Source organism: Shinella yambaruensis (assembly GCF_022899355.1).
GTDB lineage: Bacteria > Pseudomonadota > Alphaproteobacteria > Rhizobiales > Rhizobiaceae > Shinella > Shinella yambaruensis.
In genome coordinates this window covers 121,108-138,688 of sequence record NZ_JALJCK010000003.1, presented here as the reverse complement: position 1 = coordinate 138,688, position 17,581 = coordinate 121,108, and the positions used below count along the sequence as shown (strand labels likewise).

The 17,581-nt window shown below is 66.1% G+C and carries 18 protein-coding genes; 7 read left to right on the top strand and 11 right to left on the bottom strand.

Features of this window, described 5'->3' with window-relative positions; all coding sequences use genetic code 11:
- Nucleotides 1–131: 131 nt before the first annotated feature.
- A complete protein-coding gene (gene ligA / locus MUU56_RS07910; protein WP_244766772.1) occupies nucleotides 132–2,291 on the top strand; it encodes an NAD-dependent DNA ligase LigA in 2,160 nt (719 codons plus the stop codon).
- On the opposite strand, the gene MUU56_RS07905 is transcribed toward ligA, so the two are convergent.
- The 4 genes from MUU56_RS07905 to MUU56_RS07890 all read right to left on the bottom strand — a co-directional run bounded on the left by MUU56_RS07905 (nucleotide 2,278) and on the right by MUU56_RS07890 (nucleotide 6,734).
- Nucleotides 2,278–3,219: a M23 family metallopeptidase gene (locus tag MUU56_RS07905; RefSeq protein ID WP_244766771.1), complete on the bottom strand. Its 942-nt coding sequence runs from the start codon at nucleotides 3,217–3,219 to the stop codon at nucleotides 2,278–2,280. The genes ligA and MUU56_RS07905 overlap by 14 nt on opposite strands.
- Nucleotides 3,220–3,304: 85 nt before the next feature.
- On the bottom strand, nucleotides 3,305–3,715 hold the full coding sequence (locus MUU56_RS07900; RefSeq protein WP_244766770.1) for a TIGR02588 family protein: 411 nt from the start codon (nucleotides 3,713–3,715) through the stop codon (nucleotides 3,305–3,307).
- 7 nt (nucleotides 3,716–3,722) lie between these two features.
- Nucleotides 3,723–4,553: a TIGR02587 family membrane protein gene (locus tag MUU56_RS07895; protein ID WP_244766769.1), complete on the bottom strand. Its 831-nt coding sequence runs from the start codon at nucleotides 4,551–4,553 to the stop codon at nucleotides 3,723–3,725.
- A gap of 237 nt (nucleotides 4,554–4,790) precedes the next feature.
- Nucleotides 4,791–6,734 carry a DEAD/DEAH box helicase gene (locus tag MUU56_RS07890; protein ID WP_244766768.1) on the bottom strand — a complete coding sequence of 648 codons (1,944 nt, stop codon included), beginning with the start codon at nucleotides 6,732–6,734 and terminating at the stop codon, nucleotides 4,791–4,793.
- A 279-nt stretch (nucleotides 6,735–7,013) separates the two neighbouring features.
- Here MUU56_RS07890 and panC point away from each other — a divergent pair, with 279 nt between their 5' ends.
- The 4 genes from panC (at nucleotide 7,014) to MUU56_RS07870 (ending at nucleotide 10,100) form a co-directional block, all read left to right on the top strand.
- Nucleotides 7,014–7,883: a pantoate--beta-alanine ligase gene (gene panC / locus MUU56_RS07885; protein WP_244766767.1), complete on the top strand. Its 870-nt coding sequence runs from the start codon at nucleotides 7,014–7,016 to the stop codon at nucleotides 7,881–7,883.
- Nucleotide 7,884: 1 nt separating this feature from the next.
- The gene (gene panB, locus MUU56_RS07880) at nucleotides 7,885–8,709 is read left to right on the top strand and encodes a 3-methyl-2-oxobutanoate hydroxymethyltransferase (protein WP_064330502.1); all 825 of its coding nucleotides are present in this window, start codon (nucleotides 7,885–7,887) and stop codon (nucleotides 8,707–8,709) included.
- 348 nt (nucleotides 8,710–9,057) lie between these two features.
- Complete coding sequence (locus MUU56_RS07875) at nucleotides 9,058–9,786, top strand: AzlC family ABC transporter permease (protein ID WP_244766766.1); 729 nt, start codon at nucleotides 9,058–9,060, stop codon at nucleotides 9,784–9,786.
- 2 nt (nucleotides 9,787–9,788) lie between these two features.
- Nucleotides 9,789–10,100, top strand: a complete 312-nt coding sequence (locus MUU56_RS07870; RefSeq protein WP_244766765.1) for an AzlD family protein — start codon at nucleotides 9,789–9,791, stop codon at nucleotides 10,098–10,100.
- Here the strand turns inward: MUU56_RS07870 and MUU56_RS07865 are convergent.
- From MUU56_RS07865 to MUU56_RS07845, 5 genes are all read right to left on the bottom strand, one after another.
- Nucleotides 10,090–11,925: an aminopeptidase P family protein gene (locus MUU56_RS07865; RefSeq protein ID WP_244766764.1), complete on the bottom strand. Its 1,836-nt coding sequence runs from the start codon at nucleotides 11,923–11,925 to the stop codon at nucleotides 10,090–10,092. The genes MUU56_RS07870 and MUU56_RS07865 overlap by 11 nt on opposite strands.
- A 163-nt stretch (nucleotides 11,926–12,088) precedes the next feature.
- Entirely contained in the window at nucleotides 12,089–12,613 is a 525-nt protein-coding gene (locus tag MUU56_RS07860) for a hypothetical protein (protein WP_244766763.1), read from the bottom strand.
- A gap of 428 nt (nucleotides 12,614–13,041) precedes the next feature.
- On the bottom strand, nucleotides 13,042–13,923 hold the full coding sequence (locus MUU56_RS07855) for a 50S ribosomal protein L11 methyltransferase (protein ID WP_244766762.1): 882 nt from the start codon (nucleotides 13,921–13,923) through the stop codon (nucleotides 13,042–13,044).
- Nucleotides 13,924–14,002: 79 nt separating this feature from the next.
- A complete protein-coding gene (locus MUU56_RS07850; RefSeq protein WP_244766761.1) occupies nucleotides 14,003–14,602 on the bottom strand; it encodes an SCO family protein in 600 nt (199 codons plus the stop codon).
- 119 nt (nucleotides 14,603–14,721) lie between these two features.
- Complete coding sequence (locus MUU56_RS07845; protein ID WP_244766760.1) at nucleotides 14,722–14,880, bottom strand: hypothetical protein; 159 nt, start codon at nucleotides 14,878–14,880, stop codon at nucleotides 14,722–14,724.
- 266 nt (nucleotides 14,881–15,146) lie between these two features.
- On the opposite strand from MUU56_RS07845, the gene MUU56_RS07840 reads away from it, so the two are divergent.
- Nucleotides 15,147–15,611: a chemotaxis protein CheW gene (locus MUU56_RS07840; RefSeq protein WP_023514279.1), complete on the top strand. Its 465-nt coding sequence runs from the start codon at nucleotides 15,147–15,149 to the stop codon at nucleotides 15,609–15,611.
- A 196-nt stretch (nucleotides 15,612–15,807) separates the two neighbouring features.
- On the top strand, nucleotides 15,808–16,170 hold the full coding sequence (locus MUU56_RS07835) for a hypothetical protein (RefSeq protein ID WP_244766759.1): 363 nt from the start codon (nucleotides 15,808–15,810) through the stop codon (nucleotides 16,168–16,170).
- 55 nt (nucleotides 16,171–16,225) lie between these two features.
- On the opposite strand, the gene MUU56_RS07830 is transcribed toward MUU56_RS07835, so the two are convergent.
- Together MUU56_RS07830 and MUU56_RS07825 are read right to left on the bottom strand one after the other, a co-directional pair.
- Nucleotides 16,226–16,732, bottom strand: coding sequence for a CreA family protein (locus MUU56_RS07830; protein ID WP_398431825.1), 507 nt, complete (start codon nucleotides 16,730–16,732; stop codon nucleotides 16,226–16,228).
- Nucleotides 16,733–16,823: 91 nt separating this feature from the next.
- Nucleotides 16,824–17,570: a copper homeostasis protein CutC gene (locus MUU56_RS07825; RefSeq protein WP_244766758.1), complete on the bottom strand. Its 747-nt coding sequence runs from the start codon at nucleotides 17,568–17,570 to the stop codon at nucleotides 16,824–16,826.
- Nucleotides 17,571–17,581 lie beyond the last annotated feature (11 nt).

Below are 17,581 nucleotides of genomic sequence, written 5' to 3'. Positions count from 1 at the left end.
TGGGAAGCCCGGGCGGCGTTCCCCTTCTCCCCGCTTGCGGGGAGAAGGTCGCGGCAGCGGGATGAGGGGCTGTTCCATCTTTCCTTTCGTCAGCTTTTCTCTAAAACCGGTGGCCTAATCCGGAGCAGGCCATGGCAAATGTGAAAACCCCCGTCGAGCATCTCACCGAAGAAGAGGCAGCAGCCGAGCTTGCCTATCTGGCGGCGGAAATCGCGCGCCATGACGAACTTTATCACGGCCAGGACGCGCCGGAGATCTCGGACGCCGACTACGACGCGCTGAAGCGGCGCAACGAGGCGATCGAGGCGCGGTTCCCGGCGCTCGTCCGCGACGACAGTCCGTCGCGCCGGGTGGGCTCCGCGCCGCTGCCGACCTTCGCGCCGATCACCCATTCGCGCCCGATGCTCTCGCTCGACAACACGTTCTCCGACGAGGATGTCCGGGATTTCGTCGCCTCCGTCTACCGCTTCCTCGGCCGCCTGCCGGACGATTCGATCGCCTTTACCGCCGAGCCGAAGATCGACGGCCTTTCCATGTCGATCCGCTACGAGAACGGGCGCCTCACGACGGCGGCGACGCGCGGCGACGGCACGACGGGCGAGAACGTCACCGCCAACGTGCTCACCATCGCAGAAATCCCGAACCGCCTGCCGACCGGTGCGCCGGACGTCGTGGAGGTACGCGGCGAGGTCTACATGGCCAAGAGCGACTTCCTGGCGCTCAACGAGAAGATGGCGGCGGAGGGCAAGCAGACCTATGTCAACCCGCGCAACACGGCGGCGGGTTCGCTGCGCCAGCTCGACGCGAGCGTCACGGCGAGCCGCAGGCTGCGTTTCTTCGCCTACGCCTGGGGCGAGATGTCGGCGATGCCGGCGGATACGCAATACGGCATGATCGAGACCCTGAAGAGCTGGGGTTTCCCCGTCAACCCGCTGACCAGGCGGCTTTCCCGCGTCGACGACATCATCGCGCATTACCGGGAGATCGGCCTTGCCCGCCCGGACCTTGACTACGACATCGACGGTGTCGTCTACAAGGTGGACGAGCTGGCGCTGCAGGAGCGCCTCGGTTTCCGCTCCCGCTCGCCGCGCTGGGCGACGGCGCACAAGTTCCCGGCCGAGCAGGCCTTCACCACCGTCGAGAAGATCGATATCCAGGTCGGCCGCACCGGCGCGCTGACGCCCGTCGCGCGGCTGACGCCCGTCACGGTCGGCGGCGTGGTCGTCACCAATGCGACGCTGCACAATGCCGACTATATCGAGGGCATCGGCAACAGCGGCGAGCGCATCCGCGCGGAGGATCATGACATCCGCATCGGCGACACGGTCATCGTGCAGCGCGCGGGCGACGTGATTCCGCAGGTGCTGGACGTGGTGATGGAAAAGCGGCCGGCGGAGGCGCAGCGCTACGAATTCCCGAAGACCTGCCCGGTCTGCGGCAGCCATGCCGTGCGCGAGCGCAACGAGAAGACGGGCCGGCTCGATTCCGTCACGCGCTGCACGGGCGGTTTCGTCTGCCGCGCGCAGGCGGTGGAGCACCTGAAGCATTTCGTTTCGCGTAATGCCTTCGACATCGAGGGGCTGGGCGCCAAGCAGATCGATTTCTTCTTCGCGGCTGAAGATCCGTCGCTGACGATCCGCACCGCGCCGGACATCTTCACGCTGGAGAAGCGGCAGGCCGATTCGCTCACCAAGCTCGAAAACATCGACGGTTTCGGCAAGGTCAGTGTGCGCAAGCTCTATGACGCCATCGATGCCCGCCGGTCGATCGCGCTCAACCGCTTCATCTATGCGCTCGGCATCCGCCATGTCGGCGAGACCAATGCCAAGCTCCTGGCGCGTGCCTACGGAACCTATGCGGCCTTCGAGGAGGGCATGAAGGCCTCCGTCTCGCTGTCCGGCGAGGCGTGGAACGAGCTCAACAGCATCGACGGCATCGGCGAGGTCGTCGCCCGGGCGATGGTCGAGTTCTACAAGGAGCCGCGCAATCTCGACGTGATCGACCGGCTGTTGCAGGAGGTGACGCCGGAGGCGGCCGAGGTGGTCGTGGCAAGCTCGAGCCCGGTCGCCGGCAAGACGGTGGTGTTTACCGGCTCGCTGGAAAAGATGACGCGCGACGAGGCGAAGGCCATGGCCGAGCGGCTGGGCGCCAAGGTGGCGGGCTCGGTCTCCAAGAAGACGGATCTCGTGGTGGCGGGGCCGGGCGCCGGCTCCAAGCTCGACAAGGCACGGGAATTCAACGTCGAGGTGATCGACGAAGAGGGCTGGTTCGAGCGGATCAAGGCACCGTGACGGTCGAGCCGCGCACGAGGAAGCGGCCATCGAAGGTCATCGGCACGCCCTGGCCTTCATTGTAGTCGCGCGTGCCGCCGAGATAGGCATGCATGTGCAGGTGCGGCTCGGAGGAATTGCCCGAATTGCCGACGCGCCCGAGCGTCTCGCCCTTCGTGACGATCGCGCCGTCGGCGACCACGATGGAGCCCTTGCGGAAATGGGCAAGCAGGATGCGCGCCGTGCCGCAGGCGAGGATGACGTGGTTGCCCGCCGGCGCCTCGGTGTTCGTCTCGGAAATGCGGTTGTCGTCGATCCCGTCATGGGTGGATATGGCGATGCCGTTGCAGGGGCTCTTCACCTCGCGGTCGTAGATCGCGTAGTCCGAAAGGTTCTCCGGCATCAGCCCTGCCGCGCGCATGCCGAAGCCGTTGAGGGCGACGATGTCGAGGGCGAAGCGCTGGCTCTGGCTGCCGTGGTGATGGTTGATCGACGCCGTGCCGCCGCCCTGGCCGACATAGTAGGTGCCGGCGCCAAAGGGAAAGGCGAGATCGACCGCCGTCTCCTGATAGCCGTAGCCGGAGAGCGCCCGCGCCGTCAGCGCCAGGAAGAACACGGCCATGGCCGCGGTGAAACCATGCGTGCGCAGCACCGAGGATGAAGCGTTCCAGCGGCGGCGACGCACACGCAGATAGGAAAGGCCGGTCGCCGCGACGAAGGCGACCGGCAGCAGGAAGGTCAGCGCCGTGCCCAGGAAATCCCAGCGCCCGATGACCGTGACGAAGGCGAAATAGGCCGCGCCGTAGACCACGCGCGTGAGCCAGCCGAGCCGGTCGGCCGGGCTCGGCAGCCAGAGCCAGAGCAGAAAGAAGGCTGGAAGAAGGATCTGGGTGATCAGCAGAATGAGAATGGGCCATTCCATGGGGAAGAACCTTGTGGGATCGGCCATGTCCTTTCATCTGCGGACACGGATACTTGTGCTCTGTTCAATCCCCGGCGATGAAATTGGTTCCCGGTTTCAAGGCCGCCGGCGGTCAGGGATCGGTGTAGCCGGCGGCGCGGATATCCACCTGCCGCCCCGCCGGATCGGTTTCGAACAGGAGGGCGCCGGTCGATTTCGATTCCGCGGCGACATAGTCGAAGATCACATGGTTCTCCTCGATGATCTTGTCGCCGTCCATCAGCCGGCCGATGACGGTGACCGCGGCGGCGGTCGTGGTCGCGGAATTGGCGATGTCGAAGGTGATGCGGTATCCGGCCTTCGCCTTCTGCGTGGCGAGAATGGTGACGGAGAGGTCCGGCGGCATCGCTTCCCGCGTGAAGGCTTCCCAGCCGACCCAGCCGAGCATGCCGGCGATCAGCAGGGCGGAAACGAGGCCTGTCAGCCACTCGATCCAGTGCGGATCATGGCGTTCCCTGTGGCGACCCTGTTCTGAACGGGTCATGTCGGCCTCACAGGATCAGCCGCGCGGCGGCGGCGCCGAGCGCGGCGGGAAAGCCGAGCACGATGACGGACAGCATGATCTCGACCGGCGAACTGTCGCCAAGGCGCTCGAAGATCCACAGCGCGAAGATGCTGATCGCCAGCGCGATGACATAGCCGGGCAGGGTGAAGCGCACGAAGGCGTGCCACCAGGGCGTTTGCGGCGAAAGCTCGTGGCCGCCGGTGAAGGACACCGCATAGACGAAGCCGTGCATGAGGGCGATGGAGAGGACGGCGACGACGAGGGCGTGCCAGGTCGTCATCTTGTAGGCGAGCACCATCATCTCGTCGGTCGGCGCGATGTTGAGCGAGAGGAACAGCGCACCGGCCGCCATTAGCAGCAGTTCGCCGGGATAGCTCGTCTCCTTCGTATCGGCGTCGCCTTCGTCATGGCCGAGCTGGCTGCGGCCGAGCATGGCGCCGATGCTGGCGGGGACCGATTGCAGGGCGACCTTGCCGACAAGCTCGCTCGCCGGCATGCCGCCGCGCAGGAGGCCGAGCGCCGTCAGCACCACCAGGCTGGTCACGATGCCGATACCATAGGCGATCGCCGCGTCGCGTGTCGCCTCGCGCCAGCTGAAGGTCTTCTCGAAGCCGATGCGGTGGGCGAGCAGGATGAGCAGGGGGATGTTGAGCAGCAGCAGCAGGAACAGGCGCTCGCGCGCCATGTAGAAGCCGAGATACCACATTTCCATGGTCATCAGCATGGGCAGCGCCAGGAGGAGGGCGCCGGCGACGCCCCGGCCGAGCCCGGTCACGAAGCGGCTGAATTCGTCCTTGTCGCCCTCGGCGCGTGTCATGAATATCCCCTCGCAAAAGCGCGAGGGTAATGCGGCGCGGTGATGAAAGTTCCGCGCTGGATCGACAGGCCTGTTGGCCTTGGCTCCTGCTACACTCTCCTCCGTCATGCTCGGGCTTGACCCGAGCATCCATCCCACCGGCACGCGGTGGATTTGGATCCTCGGGTCAAGCCCGAGGATGACGTTGAGAATGGCGCGCGGTGTGTCGCCAAGCCACGGCCAAACGCGCCGGCCGCGTCAGAAGCGGTCCGGCTTCTTGCCCTTCGGCTTGCGCGCGGCGCCTTCGGGCTTGGCGAATTTTTCATCGCGCTTGCCCTTGAAGGGTTTTGTGCCGGCAAACGGCTTTGCCGGCTTCTTGCCGCCGTCCTCGCGGTCCTTCCAGTGCGGCTTGGCGGCAGCGCCTTCCGGCTTGTCGAAATCGCGCTTCTTCTCGAAACGCGGCTTCTTGTCGAAGTCACCCTTCGGCTTCCAGTCGGCGCGGCGTTCCGGCCGGTCGTAGCGCTGCGTCTTCTCGCCGGGCGTGCGCGTATAGGGCTGCGGCGTCAGGTCGGGCTGGCCTTCCAGCACGGTGACGCGGATGCCGCGCTCCAGCATGCTGTTCGGGCCGAGATGGCCGAGGAAGCCGTCGGCGGCATCGGCAGAGAGCTCGATATAGGTCTCCTCCGGCTGCATCTTGATCGCGCCAATCTCGTTCTTGGTGATGCTGCCGTTGCGGCAGAGCATGGGGATCAGCCAGCGCGGTTCGGCGCGCTGCTTGCGGCCGACCGAGACGGAGATCCACACGCTCGATCCGAAACCCTCGCGCGGGCGCTTGGTTTCGGCCGGGATGAAGTCGTTGCCGCGCTCGCGCGGCTTGCGCTGCTCGAGCGACACCTCGACCAGGTCTTCCGGCGCGGAGCGGCCGGCCTTGAAGAAGCGGGCGACGGCGGCGGCAAGCTGGCGGGCATCGAAGCGTGCGGCCAGGGCGTCGATCGTCTCGACCTCGTCTTCGCCGATCGCGTCGGTCAGCATCGGGTCGGCGAGCAGGCGCTCGTCGTCGCGGCGCAGGATGTCCTCGGCGGACGGCGGGGTCGCCCAGTTGGCCTTGAGGTTCGCCGCCTGCAGCAGGCGCTCGGCCTTGCGGCGGGCGCTGAGCGGCACGATGAGCGCGCTGACGCCCTTGCGGCCGGCACGGCCGGTGCGGCCCGAGCGGTGCAGCAGGGTTTCCGGGTTGGTCGGCAGGTCGGCATGCACGACGAGCTCGAGGTTCGGCAGGTCGATGCCGCGCGCGGCGACGTCGGTGGCGATGCAGACGCGGGCGCGGCCGTCGCGCATGGCCTGCAGCGCGTGGGTCCGTTCGTTCTGGCTGAGTTCGCCGGAGAGGGCGACGACCGAGAAGCCGCGGTTGTTGAAGCGGGCGGTCAGGTGGTTCACCGCCGCGCGCGTCGAACAGAAGACGATGGCGTTCTGCGCATCGTAGTAGCGCAGAACGTTGATGATGGCGTTCTCGCGGTCGGCCGGCACGACCAGCAGCGCGCGATAGTCGATGTCGACATGCTGTTCGCGCTCGGCGGCGGTCGAGATGCGCAGCGCCTCGCGCTGGTAGTTCTTGGCGAGCGCGGCGATCTCCTTCGGCACCGTGGCCGAGAACATCAGCGTGCGGCGGTCTTCCGGCGCCGCTTCCAGGATGAATTCGAGGTCTTCGCGGAAGCCGAGGTCGAGCATCTCGTCGGCCTCGTCGAGCACGACGGCGCGGATATCGGACAGATCGAGATTGCCGCGGGTGATGTGGTCGCGCAGGCGGCCCGGCGTGCCGACGATGATATGGGCGCCGCGCTCCAGCGCGCGCCGTTCGTTGCGCACGTCCATGCCGCCGACGCAGGAGGCGATGACGGCGCCAGTCATCTCGTAGAGCCATTCCAGCTCGCGCTTGACCTGCATGGCGAGTTCGCGGGTCGGGGCGATGACGAGGGCAAGCGGGTTCCCGGCGCGGGCAAAACGCTCTTCGCCCTGAAGCAGCGTCGGAGCGAGCGCGAGGCCGAAGGCGACGGTCTTGCCGGAGCCGGTCTGGGCGGAGACCAGCGCATCCGCATCGCCGATCTTCGGGTCGGAGACGGCGACCTGCACCGGCGTCAAAGTGGTATAGCCGCGTTTTTCCAACGCCTTTGCCATCGCCGGAGCGAGGCCTTCAAAACTTGTCATCGAGGGTCTTTCGGAATTCGGGTTCCGCAACGATCATGCGTCGCGCTCTCAGCCCGTCCGCGACGAGCTTGCTGGTGCGCTCTCTACTGGCCCTTGCACGAAAAGTACAGTGCGCAAAACGCAACCCTGCCCAGCGGCGAGGCCTATCGCCGCCAAAGGTGTTTGCCGATTGTCTTTTTGCGCTGCACAAGATAGAAAACGGCGCCTCCTCAAACGATCCGCAGAGATCGAGCGGGGGCATCGCCCGCGGGAGAGGGCGAGAGCAAGGAGGAACCGCCGATGCAGACCTTCACCACCATCGCGGACCTGCGCGCGGCGCTGGCCCCGCACCGGCTGGACGGCCGCACGATCGGCCTCGTGCCCACCATGGGCTACCTGCATGTCGGCCATATGGAGCTTGCCCGCCGCGCCCGTGCCGGCAACGACATCGTCGTCGCCACCATTTTCGTCAATCCCCTGCAGTTCGGCGCCAACGAGGATCTGGCGCGCTATCCGCGCGATCTTGTCCGCGACCAGTCGATGCTGGAGGCGGAAGGTGTGCACTATCTCTTCGCGCCCGGCGTCGCGGACATGTATCCGCGGCCGATGGAGACCGTCGTCGACGTGCCGACGCTCGGCAGCGAGCTGGAAGGCTCGGTGCGTCCGGGTCATTTCGCGGGCGTCGCGACGGTGGTGACGAAACTCTTCAACATCGCCCAGCCGGACCGCGCCTATTTCGGCGAGAAGGATTTCCAGCAGCTCGCCATCATCCGCCGCATGGCCGAGGACCTGGCGCAGCCGGTCGAGGTGATCGGCGTGCCGACGGTGCGGGAGGCGGACGGGCTCGCCTGTTCCTCCCGCAATGTCTACCTTTCGGCCGAGGAGCGCGCCGCTGCGGTCATCGTGCCGCGCGCGCTGGAGGAGGCCGAGCGGCTGATCATGGCCGGCGAGACCGATGCGAAACGGCTGGAGGCGGGCGTTGCCGCCTTCCTTGCCAGCGAGCCGCTGGCAAGGCCCGAAGTGGTCGCGATCCGCGATCCGCAGACGCTCGCCAAGATCGACACGGTCGGCGACAGGCCGGTTCTTTTGTTGCTTTTCGTGCGCTTTGGGAGCACGAAACTCCTCGATAACCGGGTTCTTGGCCCGAAAAACGCGAAAAAGGTAGCGTGACATGAGCGTACACACCGCCAAGCGCCGACTGGCGCCCGCCGATATCAGGGCCCTCAAGGGCGAGCGCCCGATCGTCAGCCTCACCGCCTATACGACCCCGGTCGCCAAGCTCATGGATCCGCATGTCGATTTCATGCTGGTCGGCGACAGCCTCGGCATGGTGCTCTACGGCCTCGATTCCACCGTCGGCGTGACGATCGAGATGATGATCGCCCATGGCCAGGCCGTCATGCGCGGCTCGTCCAATGCCTGCGTCGTCGTCGACCTGCCCTTCGGCTCCTACCAGCAGTCGAAGGAACAGGCCTTTGCGACGGCCGCCCGGGTGCTCAAGGAAACCGGCTGTTCGGCGATCAAGCTGGAGGGCGGCGCGGAAATGGCCGAGACGGTGCATTTCCTCACCCAGCGCGGCATCCCGGTGCTCGGCCATGTCGGCCTGATGCCGCAGCTCATCAACACGACCGGCGGCTACCGCTCGCTCGGCCGCAACGACAAGGAAGTCGAGAAGATCCGCCGGGACGCCGCGGCCATCGACGAAGCCGGCGCCTTCGCCATCGTCATCGAGGGCACGGTCGAGCCGCTGGCGCGCGAGATCACCGGCAAGGTCAAGGTGCCGACCATCGGCATCGGCGCCTCGCCGGCCTGCGATGGGCAGGTGCTGGTCGTCGACGACGTGCTCGGCATCTTCACGGATTTCAAGCCGCGCTTCGTCAAGCATTTCGCCAATCTCGCGCCCGTCATGAGCGAGGCCTTCGCGACCTATGCCGAAGAGGTGAAGGCGCGCAGTTTCCCGGGGCCCGAGCACACGTTCCAGCTCAAGAAGGGGTGATTTTCGGCACCGCCAGGCGCCACTCTTCCGTCTGGGCGCCACCTCTCTATTCGTCTGGCGCCATATCCATGGCTCCACCTCTCTTCCGCCCGGCGCCATCTCTCTTTCGCTTGGCTCTACCTCTCTTTCGTCATGGTCGGGCTTGACCCGACCATCCACGCGGCACCCGGGGTTGTGGATGGTCGGGTCAAGCCCGACCATGACGGAGGAGAGGGGGCTACATCCATCAGCATCAGGCGAAATTCGACGCTGATCGATCAACGGCGCTGAACGATGCATCAGCCATATTGGTTTGCAGGTGGACCCTTGCTGCTCTATGGCTGTACGATCCCGAGATAGAGCAGACCCATGACCCCCGCCACGAAAGATGAAATCCGCGATGCCTTCCGGCGTGGCAGCGCCGTGGCGATCGCCGCGGCGCCGTTTGCCGTCCTGTTCGGTGCCGTCGCCATCGACAACGGCCTGACGATCGCGGAGGCGGCGCTGATGAGCGCGACGCTCTATGCCGGCGCCAGCCAGCTCGTCGGCGTCGAGCTCTTCGATCACAATGTCGCGCCCTGGCTGGTGGTGCTGTCGATCTTCGCCGTGAATTTCCGGCATGTGCTCTATTCGGCGGCGATCGCCGCCCATATCCGGCATCTCACCTTCTGGCAGAAGGCGACGTCGCTGTTCTTCCTCACCGATCCGCAGTTCGCCGAAACCGAACGCCGCGCCGATGCGGGCATCCGCGTCAGCTATATCTGGTCCCTGGTGCTCGGCCTCAGCGTCTATGTACCCTGGCTCTGCCTGACGGTCGTCGGCGGCCTGCTCGGCAACCTGATCAGCGACCCCAAGGCGATCGGCATCGACGTGCTGCTGCCGATCTACTTCATGGGCCTCGTGCTCGGCTTCCGCAGCCGGGCGAACTGGCTGCCGGTGGTGCTGGCCTCCTCGGCGGGCTCGATCCTGGCGCTGCATTTCGTCGGTTCGCCCTGGCATGTCAGCCTGGGTGCGCTGGCCGGCATCCTCGTTGCCGCGCTCATGCCGCTCGACGGCGACGAGGCCGCGGTCGGCGATGTCGTGGAAGGGGAGGCGTGAGCATGGATACGCTGTTCCATATGCAGACGCTTCTGATCATCGCCGCCGGCGCGATCGCGACCTATCTCACGCGCGTCGGCGGCTACGTCTTCATCACGCGCATGAAGCGCATCCCGCCGCGCGCCGAAGCGGCGCTGAACGCCGTTCCGGCCGCCGTGCTCACCACGCTGGTGGCGCCGGCAGCCGTGACGGGCGGGCTGGATGTCAGCCTGACGATGGCGGTCGCCCTCCTCGTTGGCCTGCGTCTTTCGCTGCTGCCGGTGCTGGCCATCGGCTGGGTCGTCGTGATGGTCCTGCGTCAGGTCATCGGCTGACCGGCGCCGTCGCCTTTTCCAGCCAGCGCTTCGTCGCGTCGTCCGCCAGCAGCGGCGTGATCTTCTCGCGCACATCCGCGTGGTAGGCGTTGAGCCAGGCAAGCTCCTCGTCCGTCATCAGCGCCGGCACGACGAGCCGGCGGTCGATCGGGCAGAAGGTCAGCGTCTCGAAGCCGAGCATGTCCATGTCGCCGCCCTCGACCGGGGCCGCCGGCAGGACGTGGATCAGGTTCTCGATGCGGATGCCGAAGGCGCCGGGGCGGTAGTAGCCGGGCTCGTTGGACAGGATCATGCCGGCAAGCAGCTCCTGCGTCGAAAGCCGCGAAATGCGCTGCGGGCCCTCGTGCACCGAAAGATAGGAGCCGACGCCGTGGCCGGTGCCATGGGCGAAGTCGGCGCCGGCCTTCCACAGCGCGATGCGGGCGAGCGGATCGAGGTCGCAGCCGCGCGTGCCCTTCGGGAAGCGCGCGGTGCTGATCGCGATCATGCCCTTCAGCACCAGGGTGAAGAAGCGCTTCTGCTCGTCCGGCACCGCGCCGATCGCCACCGTGCGGGTGATGTCCGTCGTGCCGTTGATGTATTGCGCGCCGGAATCGATGAGGAAGAGCGTGCCGGGCTCGATGACGGTGTCCGACGCGGTGGTGACGCGATAGTGCATGATGGCGGCATGGGCGCCGGCGCCGGCAATCGTGTCGAAGGACACGTCCTTCAGCGGGTTCTGGTGGCGCTCGCCGACGCTGGCGCGCACGGCCTCCAGCTTCTTCGTGACGGCCATCTCGGTCTGCGTGCCGGGCGTCGTCCCGTCGAGCCAGGCGAGGAATTCCACCATGGCCGCGCCGTCCTGAAGGTGGGCGCGTGCGGAGCCCTGCAGCTCCACGGCATTCTTGCAGGCGCGGGGCAGGCGGGCCGGGTCGGCGGCCTCGACAAGCGTGCCGCCCTTGCGGCGCACGATCTCGGCAAGCGCGAAGGGCGCCTGGTCGGGATCGATCAGGATGCGCTTGCCCTCGGCGGCGAGCGCCGCGATGCGCTCGTCGAACTGCGACGGCGGCACGAGGTCGGCGAGCTGGGTGAGGTAGGCCTCGGGCTCGATGCCGGTCTTTCGCTTGTCGAGGAAGAGCTGGGGGCGACCCTCTGCCGGAATGATGGCGCGGGCCAGCGGATGCGGCGTGTGCGGCACGTCGCTGCCGCGGATGTTGAAGATCCAGGCGATGGAGGAGGGATCGGTGACGGCGAGGGCATCGGCGCCGGCCCCGGCGGTCGCCTCCGCCATCTTGGCGAGCTTGTCCCTGGCCAGTTCCCCGGCCTGGTCGATCGCCTGGATCGTCACGCGGCCGAGCGGTTCGCCCGGACGGTCGGTCCAGGCCTTGTCGAGCGGGTTGTGGGGCAGGAAGACGAGGGCGCCGCCAAGGCCGGCAAGCGCCTTTTCCAGCCGGCGCACCTCCGCGCCGGTGTGCAGCCACGGGTCGATGCCGAGGCGGAAGCCCTTCGGCGCGTGGTTCTGCAGCCAGAGATGCGGCGGTTCGCCGACGAGGTCGCCGCCGGTGAAGACGCTGCCGTCCACCTGCTCGGCGAGCTGCGTGACATAGCGGCCGTCGACGAAGACCACGGCCGCACCACGCATGACGAGCGCTACGCCGGCCGAGCCGGTGAAGCCCGTCAGCCAGGAGAGGCGCTCGGCCGAGGCCGGCACGTATTCGCCCTGGTATTCGTCGGCGCGCGGCACGAGAAAGCCGTCGATGCCGAGCGCATCGAAGGTGGCGCGCAGCGCCTCGGCGCGTTCGCGGCCGAACTGGGGCGTGGAGGTGACGTCGAAACTCTGGAACATGGAAGACTTCCGGTATGGCGATGAATCGTGCCGGCAATCTAAAGCATGTCGCGCAAAAGTGTGCAGCGGTTTTGCGCCAACGACATGCGAAAAACCAGAGAGCTAAGGCGCAAGGAGCGAATCTGAAAGATCGCGATGCGCTTTAGCCCATCGGCCGGCCGCGTCAAAGGCGGGCGAGATAGCGCTCCAGCACAGCGCGGGTCAGGCGCTGGTTGTTGCGATACCAGTCGTCCTCGGTGAAGAAGGCGGGTTCGCCGGCATCCCAGCCGCTCATCGAGAAATCCGACTGGCGGGCGAGGAAGGCGACGAAGTCCTCCTCGGTCTTCCACTCCGCGATGGGCGGGCCGAAATAGATCCCGCCGTCCTGCACGTCGGCCAGCATGACGCCGTCTTCGGTGCGGATGAGGCCATGGCCGCAGAAATCCCGGTGATGGTCGTAGATCACGCCGTTGCCGGGCATCTCGTTCGTCAGCTTGCGCCAGAGCCGTTCGGCCAGCGCCGCGCCGAGCGGCTTGCGGCTGAGGGCATCGCGCAGGGATTCGGCGATGCGGCGGCGCTCCGCCTCGGTGCGGGTGGTGCTTTCGACCCGGTAGGGGGTCTTGCGCGCCTCGATATTGGCGCGAATCGCGACCCACAGCACGAAGACGATGACCGCAAGCGCGATGAGCGGGATGACGATGGCGGCCATGCTCAGGAAAACCCTGCGGCATCGGGAAGAGGCCTGCAATTGGACTTATGCATTCCGTGCATGGCACCCATGTTCCAAAGGCCCTGTCGCAAATTTTCGAATCCAGTATAAGCGGCGCCAACGAAGCGAAACAAAACGCGCTTTAAGCGAAACGAAGTGAAAGCTCCTCCAGTCCTTCGGATCGCAAAATGAACTGCCGAAAGGCAAAAGACTAGGTGTTCCGATCAGGCGTCTTGCCGGTCACTCCTCCTCCCTCCTCCGGGAAGGCGCTCGGAACACATAGGCCCGCTTGAGCACTCCTCCTCCTCAAGCTCGCGGGCAGGTCGGTTCGCCGGCCCATAGGCGGTGCCTCTGGCACCGCCTTTTCTTTTGCCTGCAATTCTCTGATGTTGAAGCGGGATGTTGCCACCCCGCTTCAAGCCGGTGCGTTACCGGCGATTGTCGAGATGGATCGTCACCCAGCCTTCGCGCCAGATCGTGCGCACATGGCGCAGGCCCGCGCCGTTATAGGCGGCAAGCACCTTCCAGCGCTGCGAGGCGAGGATGCCGGACAGGATGACGTCGCCCTGCGGCGCCAACTGGGCGGCGAGCTGCGGCGCCATGCGCATCAGCGGCCGGGCGAGGATGTTGGCGATGATGAGGTCGAAGGGGCCGTGGCGGCCGAAGGCGGTGGAGTGGAAGCCCGGCGCCGTCTCCAGCGTGATGCCGGAGGCGATGCCGTTGAGGCGGACGTTCTCGCGCGCGACGCGGGTGGCGACCGGGTCGATATCCGTCGCCAGCACCGTGACCGGGGCAAGCTTGCGCGCGGCGATCGCCAGCACGCCGCTGCCGGTGCCAAGGTCGAGCACGCGCCTGACCTTGCGCGCGCGCATCACGTCGGAGATCACCTCCAGGCAGCCCGCCGTCGTGCCGTGATGGCCGGTGCCGAAGGCCTGGCCCGCGTCGATCTCGATGGCGATCTCGCCGGCCCGCACCTTGCCGCGATCATGCGAGCCATGAACGACGAAACGGGCGGCGCGCACGGGCTTCAGGCCCTCCAGCGACTTGGCGATCCAGTCGATGTCGGGAAGCTCCTCGCGCTCGATCGTCGCATCGGGAAACTCGCCGGCAAGCAGCGCGGCGAAACGCGCGTGGATCTCCGCCTCGTCCTTGCGGAACATGTAGACGGAGGCTTCCCAGATGTCCTTCTTCTCGTCGATCTCCATCGTCGCGATGGCATAGCCTTCGTCCTCGAAGACGTCGGTCATCAGCGAGAGGGCGATCTCGGCCCGCTTCTCGGTCGTGGTGATGTAGAGGCGGATTTCGCTCACGGCTCGGGGTTCCTGTTGTTTCAGGCCCGCCTAGCATGTCCGAAAGCCGAGGGCAAAGGCGGATCGCCCGCCGGCAGCCTTATCCCTTGATCAGGTTGGCGAGCTTCTGCTCGGCGACCTCGGGGTTCTCGCCGTAGGCGATGGTGCCGACGAAGCGTCCGGTCGCGTCGAGCAGGAAGACGGAGGCCGTGTGGTCCATCGTGTAGTCCCCGTCGGGCTTCTCTTCGTCGAGCGGCACCTTGCGATAGTAGACGCGGTAGCCCTTGACCATGTCCAGCACCTTGTCCACCGGGCCGGAAATGCCGGTGATGCGCTTGGAGACGTTGCCGACATACTGGCCGATCAGCTCCGGCGTGTCGCGCTCGGGATCGACGGTGACGAAATAGGCCTGCAGCTTCGAGCCGTCGGGATCGACCTTGGTGAGCCAGCCGTTCATCTCGAACAGCGTCGTCGGGCAGACTTCCGGGCAATGGGTGAAGCCGAAGAAGAGGGCGGTGGGCTTGCCGGTGAAGGCCTTTTCGGTGATCGGCTTGCCATCCTGCGCGACGAGCTCGAAGGGCACGCCGAACGGGCCGCCCGCGACCTCTTCCTTCGTTTTGGTCATTTCCAGCGTCAGCCAGCCGAGCAGGGCCGCGACGAGCGCGACGGCGATCCACAGTACGAGGCGCAGGGTCTTCATGGCAGTCCTTCGATAAGCAAGGTCCGAGGTCTGCCGGTGTCATAGTCCTTCGGCCGGACGCGCGCAAACGGGCCAATTGCCGCAATGCGAAGCGGGATCGGCGTCTCGCGGAATTGTGATCAGAAGCACCAGGCCATGCCGGATTCGGCAAGGCTGAGGAAGATCGCCGTGCCATGCTCCACCCAGCCGGCAAAGGCGGCGGTGGCGGCCATCACGCCGAGGCCGAGCATGATGAGCGCGGCGGGCAGGGCGGTGTATCGGCGGGCGGTCTTGTCCATGGGGCAAGTATAGACCGGAATGGCGGGATTTCAAACCGGGCCGGACTGCCGTAACGGAAGGTGTTCCGGTGCCCGGTATTTCATCAAAAGTTGCTGAAATACCAGTTTCCGGTGCCGTTCCTTAGCCATTGTTTAATCTCTCTTTGCCACTTTCGGACAACGCGCAAAGGGCCGGTCAGACCCGCTGGACATGATGTCCGCCGTGCGCCGGAGACGGCGTGCAGCGCATTCCAACAAGTCCATCGTCGATTGGAAAGAGCCTCACCATGTCCAACGCCCTGAAGCAGTCCGGCGCCTATCTCGAAATCGTCTCCTTCCATCTCGGGGAGCAGGAATTCTGCATCGACATCATGGCCATCCGCGAAATCCGCGGCTGGGCGCCGGTGACGCCGATGCCGCACACGCCGCCCTATGTGCTTGGGCTCATCAACCTGCGCGGCGCGGTGATCCCGGTCATCGACATGGCCTGCCGCCTCGGCATGAAGATGACGGAGCCGTCCGAGCGCTCGGCGATCATCGTCACGGACATTGCCGGCAAGCTCGTCGGCCTGCTCGTCGAGCAGGTCTCCGACATGATGACCATCAAGAGCGAAGCCCTCCAGCCGGCGCCGGAAATCATCCCGGAAGCCCAGCGCGCCTTCTGCCGCGGCATCGTCGCGCTGGAGAAGTCGATGGTCTGCTTCCTCAACCTCGATACCGTCATCGCCGACGAGCTCGCCCAGGCCGCCTGATCGCGGCGCGAACCTTCGGATTTCAGGCGCCCGGCCGGTTTGCGGCGGGGTGCCTTCTGCCGTTTGACGTCATCTGCAGTATAGTATCCTAAATTAACATTTAATAATGCGCGGTTTCGCGGCGATTTATCAGGAACCATGCGAAGCCCGCATCGTTTCCTCCATGCTTCCCATAGAGAAAACATGGAGAATTCTTATGAAGAAGACCGTTACCATTGCCCTTGCTTCGCTTCTTGTCGCCGCGCCGGCGGCGGGCATCGCCTATGCCCAGGATGCCACGGTGCCCATGACCTCGGACAGCATGTCCACGGGCTCGATCAGCGCGGACAATGTGAATGTCGTCACGCTGTCCTCGCTGGAGGCTGACGACAGCAAGCGCGGCGAAGCCGAGCGCCTGAGCCTCAAGGCCAACGACCCGATCACGATGGAAAAGGTCCAGGCCGAGCTGCAGGGCGAGCCGGGCCTTGCCGAAGCACTGGCGTCCAAGAACGTCCAGCTGCAGAACGTCATCGAGATCCAGACATCGGGTGATGGCGGCAAGGTTGTCTACGTCAAGTAAACCGCTGCCCCATCAATGGAAACGCCCCGGACCTCTTCAGGTGCCGGGGCGTTTTTCAGGGCTTGCCGTTGGTCCAGGTGACCGTCTCGCCATAGAGCGGCACGGTGGAGATCGACATCTTCGCCGATCCTTCCGTCAGTTCGCGCGAATGGGCGAGATAGATCAGCGTGTCGTTCTTCCTGTCGTAGATGCGCGTGACGATCAGCGACTTCCAGATCAGCGACAGGCCGGACTTGAAGACCTCCTCGCCGCTGCGGTCGAGGTCGATGTCGCCGATGGTGATGGGACCGGTCTGCTGGCAGGAGATGGCGTTGTTCGAGGGGTCCTCGAACCAGTTGCCCTTCTTCAGCCGGTCGATGACGCTGCGGTCGAAATAGGTGACGTGGCAGGTGACGCCGGACACCTCCGGATCGGTCACCGCGTCGACATAGATGTCGTTGCCGATCCAGTCGACGCCGACCTTGCCGACCGTCTCGGCGGCGGCGGGCAGGGCGGCAAGCGCCATCAGGCCGGCGGCGATGGCCGTGCGGAGGCGGGGGGCGGCAGAAATCGTCAGCGGCATGGCAGGTCTCCTTGTTCCGTCTTCAACGTAAGGAGGAGCGGCCCGCTTGCAAGCCGGCGCTGAAGCATTTTCGCTTTTGCCGCACTTGTTCTCACGATTTTGCCGCGGCGATGGCGGCGCGCACCGCGTCCCCGTCGGTCAGCGTCACCTCGTATTCCCGGTCCTTCTCGGTGCCGCCCATGCCGACATGCGGGTTGCGGAAGGCCATGCCGCTTGGCACGGTCTTCAGCGCAGCGAAGTGCAGTTCGGTGAGATTGGCGCCGTCGCGGACCTTTCGGATGTTGTCCGCATCGAGCGCGCCGCAGCCCATGATGACGATGCGGCCGGCGGCCTGCTCGTTGGCGGCCTTGAGGATGGCGAGGCCCTCCAGCGCGGTGTCGCGCTGGCCGGAGGTCAGCACGCGGTCGACGCCGCAGCGGATGAGCGCCTCCAGCGCCTCGCCGGCATCGGCCGTCATGTCGAAGGCGCGGTGGCAGGTGACGGACATCGGCCGGGCGGCCTCGACCAGCCGCTTCGTGCGCGCCTCGTCGATCCTGCCGTCGGGCGTCAGGCAGCCGATGACGACGCCGGAAACGCCTTCGTGCCTAAGGGCGATGACGTCCTCCACCATCGTCTCGAATTCCGTCTGCGAATAGAGGAAGTCGCCGCCGCGCGGGCGGATGATGACATGGACGGGGATCCTGGCCGCCTTCACCGCGGCGCGGATCGTCGCAAGGCTCGGCGTCAGGCCGCCCTCCACCAGGCTGGCGCAGAGTTCCACGCGGTCGGCGCCGGCGTCCTGGGCGGCGATGAAACCGTCGATGCCTTCGACGCAGAGTTCGATGAGGGGCTTGGCCATGATGTCCTTCC

Excerpts from the sequence above, each read along its gene's own strand:
- ligA (WP_244766772.1), top strand. The coding sequence starts at position 132 with ATGGCAAATGTGAAAACCCCCGTCGAGCATCTCACCGAAGAAGAGGCA.
- MUU56_RS07905 (WP_244766771.1), bottom strand. The coding sequence starts at position 3,219 with ATGGCCGATCCCACAAGGTTCTTCCCCATGGAATGGCCCATTCTCATT.
- MUU56_RS07900 (WP_244766770.1), bottom strand. The coding sequence starts at position 3,715 with ATGACCCGTTCAGAACAGGGTCGCCACAGGGAACGCCATGATCCGCAC.
- MUU56_RS07895 (WP_244766769.1), bottom strand. The coding sequence starts at position 4,553 with ATGACACGCGCCGAGGGCGACAAGGACGAATTCAGCCGCTTCGTGACC.
- MUU56_RS07890 (WP_244766768.1), bottom strand. The coding sequence starts at position 6,734 with ATGACAAGTTTTGAAGGCCTCGCTCCGGCGATGGCAAAGGCGTTGGAA.
- panC (WP_244766767.1), top strand. The coding sequence starts at position 7,014 with ATGCAGACCTTCACCACCATCGCGGACCTGCGCGCGGCGCTGGCCCCG.
- panB (WP_064330502.1), top strand. The coding sequence starts at position 7,885 with ATGAGCGTACACACCGCCAAGCGCCGACTGGCGCCCGCCGATATCAGG.
- MUU56_RS07875 (WP_244766766.1), top strand. The coding sequence starts at position 9,058 with ATGACCCCCGCCACGAAAGATGAAATCCGCGATGCCTTCCGGCGTGGC.
- MUU56_RS07870 (WP_244766765.1), top strand. The coding sequence starts at position 9,789 with ATGGATACGCTGTTCCATATGCAGACGCTTCTGATCATCGCCGCCGGC.
- MUU56_RS07865 (WP_244766764.1), bottom strand. The coding sequence starts at position 11,925 with ATGTTCCAGAGTTTCGACGTCACCTCCACGCCCCAGTTCGGCCGCGAA.
- MUU56_RS07860 (WP_244766763.1), bottom strand. The coding sequence starts at position 12,613 with ATGGCCGCCATCGTCATCCCGCTCATCGCGCTTGCGGTCATCGTCTTC.
- MUU56_RS07850 (WP_244766761.1), bottom strand. The coding sequence starts at position 14,602 with ATGAAGACCCTGCGCCTCGTACTGTGGATCGCCGTCGCGCTCGTCGCG.
- MUU56_RS07845 (WP_244766760.1), bottom strand. The coding sequence starts at position 14,880 with ATGGACAAGACCGCCCGCCGATACACCGCCCTGCCCGCCGCGCTCATC.
- MUU56_RS07840 (WP_023514279.1), top strand. The coding sequence starts at position 15,147 with ATGTCCAACGCCCTGAAGCAGTCCGGCGCCTATCTCGAAATCGTCTCC.
- MUU56_RS07835 (WP_244766759.1), top strand. The coding sequence starts at position 15,808 with ATGAAGAAGACCGTTACCATTGCCCTTGCTTCGCTTCTTGTCGCCGCG.
- MUU56_RS07830 (WP_398431825.1), bottom strand. The coding sequence starts at position 16,732 with ATGCCGCTGACGATTTCTGCCGCCCCCCGCCTCCGCACGGCCATCGCC.
- MUU56_RS07825 (WP_244766758.1), bottom strand. The coding sequence starts at position 17,570 with ATGGCCAAGCCCCTCATCGAACTCTGCGTCGAAGGCATCGACGGTTTC.